The 5,298-nt window shown below is 71.3% G+C and carries 5 protein-coding genes and 1 tRNA gene; 2 read left to right on the forward strand and 4 right to left on the reverse strand.

Annotated elements, in window-relative coordinates; genetic code table 11:
• On the reverse strand, nucleotides 1-430 hold a 430-nt coding region (locus H5J30_RS16485), incomplete at its 3' end, for a hypothetical protein (RefSeq protein ID WP_181788185.1).
• Nucleotides 431-707: 277 nt separating this feature from the next.
• A tRNA-Leu gene (locus H5J30_RS16490) sits at nucleotides 708-789 on the reverse strand.
• A gap of 350 nt (nucleotides 790-1,139) precedes the next feature.
• Between H5J30_RS16490 and H5J30_RS16495 the strand changes: the two genes are divergently transcribed.
• Both H5J30_RS16495 and H5J30_RS16500 read left to right on the forward strand, forming a co-directional pair.
• Nucleotides 1,140-1,928, forward strand: coding sequence for an ABC transporter ATP-binding protein (locus H5J30_RS16495; protein WP_181788186.1), 789 nt, complete (start codon nucleotides 1,140-1,142; stop codon nucleotides 1,926-1,928).
• 61 nt (nucleotides 1,929-1,989) lie between these two features.
• Nucleotides 1,990-4,557 (forward strand): ABC transporter permease, encoded by a 2,568-nt coding sequence (locus H5J30_RS16500; RefSeq protein ID WP_181788187.1) that lies wholly within the window; start codon nucleotides 1,990-1,992, stop codon nucleotides 4,555-4,557.
• A gap of 146 nt (nucleotides 4,558-4,703) precedes the next feature.
• Here H5J30_RS16500 and H5J30_RS16505 read toward each other — a convergent pair whose 3' ends face one another.
• Nucleotides 4,704-4,934, reverse strand: a complete 231-nt coding sequence (locus tag H5J30_RS16505) for a DUF4287 domain-containing protein (protein ID WP_018838348.1) — start codon at nucleotides 4,932-4,934, stop codon at nucleotides 4,704-4,706.
• A 177-nt stretch (nucleotides 4,935-5,111) separates the two neighbouring features.
• The coding region (locus H5J30_RS35970; protein WP_220188987.1) for a hypothetical protein at nucleotides 5,112-5,298 on the reverse strand (187 nt) is incomplete at its 5' end.

Below are 5,298 nucleotides of genomic sequence, written 5' to 3' on the forward strand. Positions count from 1 at the left end.
CCCGCTCCCAGCGGCCGAGCCACGCGGCCTTCGCCCGCAGCCATGCACCGGCTCCGGCCAGCGCCAACCCGCCCGCGATCGGCATCGCCGCCGCCGAGCCGGCCGCGACGGCGAACGCCGCCGCCAGCCACCACCGGCGCGCGCGCCGCCATGCCCGTACGGTCACGGCCCGATCCTGCAACACCGCGCCGCGGCCCGCCCGTTGGGCCTTGCGCGCCTGCGCCAGGCAGCGCCCGCGGCGCGCCGTGTAGAGCGCGGGGGCGACGAGGAGGAACAGCGCCGCGCCCGCGTAGAGTCCTATCCACTGGCCGGTCAGCCCGTCCTGCCAGGCACCGGCCGCCGCGGCGGCGATACCCAGCCACCACAGCGGCGCCGCGCCCGCGCGCACCACGACCGCCGCCCGCGCCAGCGCCACCGTTCCGCGCACCACTTCCCACTCCTCCCGCCGGGGGTCCTCGACCGCGTGCGCGGGAGGCTACCTGCGGATTCTGAGGACGGGATGAGAGGGGGCGGGGCGCGGTGGCCGGGACGCGGGGGTGCCCAGTGGTCGGAGCTGCGGGGGCGGGGCCGGGGTGAACGTTTCAGCGAAGTGGCCGGTTCCAGACTGCCGGGGCGAGGCCCAAAGGGGCGTCAGCGGTGCCCCGGAGGGGCGGGGTCACCGTTGCTGACCAGTCGTCTTCGCAGGTCGACGACCTCTTGCCGGGAGGTGCCCGGAGCCGGACTTGAACCGGCACGGCCCGAAGGCCAGCGACTTTTAAGGTCGCCGTGTCTGCTTTCCACCATCCGGGCAGGACTCCCGGCCCGCACACGCTGCGTACGGACCACCGCATGGCGCGTAACCAGAGTAGCGGTGCGGATGGGCCGAACTGGCCATCTACGGACTGATGTTGGCTTGAATTAGGCCCGAGTTGTCGAAGAAGTCCTCGGATGAAATTCCACTACCCTTATTGCCCCTCTCGGGGCCCTCGCCCCATGCGTTCGTCAGGGTCCGGGTCATACCCGAGGAGGACCCCCCGGGAGCCGGAGTACCTCCTCGGTCTCGCCCGGAACGGGAGCGCGGGCTGATCCGGACGACCGGATCCGCAGCAACGATGGAGGGGACAGGTTGCACACCACCCTCCCGACAGGAGCCCACCGCCGTGACCACCACCATCCCCGGCGCCTCCGGCCGCGGCACCGCGTACGCCCCCGTGGCGGCGGCCGGCGCCACCGAGCTGACGAAGGTCTACGGCGAGGGCGAGACGAAGGTCGTCGCCCTCGACCGCGTCTCCGTAGAGTTCATGCAGGGCGAGTTCACCGCGATCATGGGGCCGTCCGGCTCCGGCAAGTCGACCCTCATGCACTGCATGGCCGGCCTCGACACCATCTCCGGCGGCTCCTCGCGCATCGGCGAGACCGAGCTGACCGGGCTGAAGGACAAGAAGCTCACCCAACTGCGCCGCGACAAGGTCGGCTTCGTCTTCCAGGCGTTCAACCTGCTGCCGACGCTGAACGCGCTGGAGAACATCACGCTGCCCATGGACATCGCCGGCCGCAAGCCCGACGAGCAGTGGCTGCACCAGGTGGTCGAGACCGTGGGCCTGTCCGGCCGGCTCAAGCACCGCCCCAGCCAGCTCTCCGGCGGCCAGCAGCAGCGCGTCGCCGTCGCCCGGGCGCTGGCCGCCCGGCCCGAGATCATCTTCGCCGACGAGCCCACCGGCAACCTCGACTCCCGCTCCGGCGCGGAGGTGCTCGGCTTCCTGCGCAACTCCGTGCGCGAGCTGGGCCAGACGGTCGTCATGGTCACGCACGACCCGGTGGCCGCGGGCTACGCGGACCGCGTCGTCTTCCTCGCCGACGGCCGCATCGTCGACGAGCTGCGCGACCCGACCTCCGAGCAGGTGCTGGACATGATGAAGCGCTTCGACGCCAAGGGCCGGGTCAGCTGAGCCCCGCTCGCTGACCCAGCAGGCCGCCCGCTACCGGCTTCCACCACAGGACTGACCCCATATGCTTCGCACCGCCTTGCGCAACGTGTTCGCGCACAAGGCCCGGTTGCTGATGACCGTGCTCGCCGTCATGCTCGGCGTGGCCTTCGTGTCCGGCACCCTGGTCTTCACCTCCACCATCTCCGACGCCTACACCAAGAGCTCGGAGCAGGGCTTCGACCACGTCGACGTACGCCTCCAGCCCGACGACGACGCCGACGAGGGCCGCCCCGGCGACCCGCCCCCGCTCACCCAGGACCTGCTGGACGAGGCCGCCGCCCTGCCCGGCGCGAAGTCGGCCACGGGCAACGTCGCCGGGTTCGCCGCGCTCGCCGACAAGGACGGCGACCTCGTCGGCGACGGCTGGTCCACCAGCGGCGCCAACTACTACCCCGCCGCGGACGGCGACGGCGGCCGGGGCGAGGACCCCCGGTACCCGATGCAGGACGGCCGCGGGCCCGAGAGCGCCGACGAGATCGCGATCGACGCCAAGACCGCGGAGCGCACCGGCTACGAGGTCGGCGACACCCCGCGGATGTCCGTCGACGGCCCCGTACTCGAACCGACGATCACCGGCATCTTCACCACCGACGACGGCAACGTCGCCGCCGGCGGCAGCCTCGTCCTCTTCGACACGAAGACCGCGCAGGACCTCTTCACCAAGCCCGGCGAGTACACCGAGATCGACCTCGCCGCCGCCCCCGGCACCTCCGAGAGGCAACTGCGGGCCGAGGCGCAGAAGATCCTGCCCGCCGAGTCCGAGGCGCTCACCGGCACCAAGCTCGCCGACGACCAGGCCCGGGAGATCGAGCAGGGCATGGACGGGCTGCGTACCGCCATGCTCGCCTTCGCCGGCATCGCGCTCTTCGTCGGCATCTTCCTGATCGCCAACACCTTCACCATGCTCGTCGCCCAGCGCACCAAGGAGCTGGCGCTGCTGCGGGCCGTCGGCGCCAGCCGCCGCCAGGTGACCCGCTCGGTGCTCTTCGAGGCCATCGCCGTCGGTACGGTCGCGGCGCTCGCCGGCCTCGCCGCCGGCGCCGGCATCGGCGCCGGGCTGCGCTCCCTGATGGGCGCCACCGGCCAGACCGTGCCCGACGGGCCGCTGATCGTCTCGCCCACGACGGTGATCGTCTCGCTCGTCGTCGGCATCGTCGTGACCGTGCTGGCCGCCTGGCTGCCCGCCCGCCGGGCCGCGAAGATCCCGCCGGTCGCCGCGATGAGCAGCGTGCACGCCCAGGCGTCCACCCGCAGCCTCGTCGTACGCAACGTCATCGGCGCGGTCATCGCGGGCGGCGGCGCGCTGATGGTCGTCGCCGGCACCACCGCGGACGACGGCAAGGCGCTCATGGGCGGCGGCGCCGCGGTCCTGCTGATCGGCATCTTCGTCCTCACGCCGCTGCTGTCCCGGCCGCTGATCGCGCTCGCCGCGCCGCTGCTGCGGATGTTCGGCGTCTCCGGCAAGCTCGCCCGCCAGAACGCCGTACGCAACCCGCGGCGCACCGCCGCCACCGCCTCCGCGCTGATGATCGGGCTCACCCTCATCACCGGCCTGACGGTGATCGGCAGCGGAATCTCCCACGCCATCGACAAGATGGCCACCGACGCCATGAAGGCCGACTACTCGGTCTCCATGTCGAACTTCACGCCGCTCAGCCCGGAGGTGGAGAAGAAGCTCTCCGAACTCGACGAGGTCACCGCCTCCTCCCCGCTGCGCACCGTGCCCGTCGACATCGGCGGCGACGAGGAGGACCTCACCGCCGTCAAGGGCGAGGCCGTCGGGCAGTTGCTCGAACTGGACTTCACGGAGGGCTCGTTCGACGGCCTGGCCGAGGGCGTCCCGGCCGGCGGCGGCGCGGCGAAGGCGATCGTCGACGACGACACCGCCGAGGACGAGGGCTGGAAGATGGACGACACCATCGAGGTGACGTACCAGGACGGCGCCAAGGGCGCGCTGACCGTCTCCGGCATCTACCACGGCAACGAGATGATCAAGGGCATCATGCTCGACACCTCGGTCGTGAACTCGCACGTGGACAAGATCACCGACTTCGAGGTCTGGCTGAAGACCGAGGGCGGCGAGAGCGGCGCGATGAAGGACAAGCTGGAGGCCGCCCTCGGCGACAACCCGGCCATCGCGGTGATGAACGAGGAGGACGTCTCCGAGGCCATCGCCGGACTCATCAGCATGATGCTGAACATCCTCTACGCCATGCTCGGCATGGCCGTCCTGGTCGCGGTCCTCGGCGTGATCAACACGCTGGCCATGTCCGTCTTCGAACGCTCCCAGGAGATCGGCATGCTGCGCGCCATCGGCCTGGACCGGCGCGCGGTCAAGCGGATGGTCCGGCTGGAGTCGCTGGTCATCTCGCTCTTCGGCGGGGTGCTCGGCATCGGCCTCGGCGTCTTCCTCGGCTGGGCCGCCGGCGAGCTGATCTCCAGCTCGCTCGACACCTACTCGCTGGTGCTGCCGTGGGAGCGGATGGGCTACTTCCTCGCCGGCGCGGCGCTGGTGGGCATGCTGGCGGCGCTGTGGCCGGCCCGCAGGGCGTCGCGGCTGAACATGCTCGCGGCCATCAAGAGCGAGTAGCGCCAAGGCCGTACGGGGGTACGGGGGAACGGGGAGACGGGCGGACGTGCCCGTCGGAAGGGCCCGCGCGGAGGGACTGCCCTCCCGCGGGCCCTTCGCCGTGCCGTGTGCTCGGTCGCTGCGCCAGGGGTGCGCTCAGTCCCCTCCTAGAGCAATTTGCGCGCGGCCCGCCTCAGGTCGTACTCGTGGATGATCGCTTTGGCGTGGCCGTACGCCAGGTTGTGCTCGCCACGGAGCCAGCTCACTTTCTCCTCGAAGCGGAGGAGACAGGGACCGTCCTCGACGGTCCGCAGCCAGTCGGAGACTTCACGGCCGGTGCAGTGGGGGATGCGGGAGAGCAGGTTCCGGTGGGTTTCTGCGGAGAAGACTTGGGACATCGGCGCCTCCGGTATGCAGTCCTTCTCAGCACCGTGCCTGAGGGCGCGCCGATTGACAACCACCCGGAACGGGGCAGCTCGAACCTCCCGGTGGGCTACCGGCGGGTTAGGGCCTGTCGTTTGGGTCTTCGCCGGGCTCGCGGCGCCTGGCACTGCACCTCGCGGCGTTGTCGTCGGTCAACGACGCTCCGCGTCGCCTCCCTCCTCCGCCTTGCGATGCACAGCACCAGCCGCCGCTCCCTCATCCGGCAAGACCCAAACGACAGGCCCTAAGCTCGGCTCGTGCTCGACGTGCTCGACTTCGTGACCGCCGTTGACCGGATCGCCGACCGCCTGCGGTCGCTGCCGCAGAGCCGGCTGCGCG

Origin of the sequence: Streptomyces phytophilus, assembly GCF_013870535.1 — a bacterium.
GTDB classification, from domain to species: domain Bacteria; phylum Actinomycetota; class Actinomycetes; order Streptomycetales; family Streptomycetaceae; genus Streptomyces; species Streptomyces phytophilus.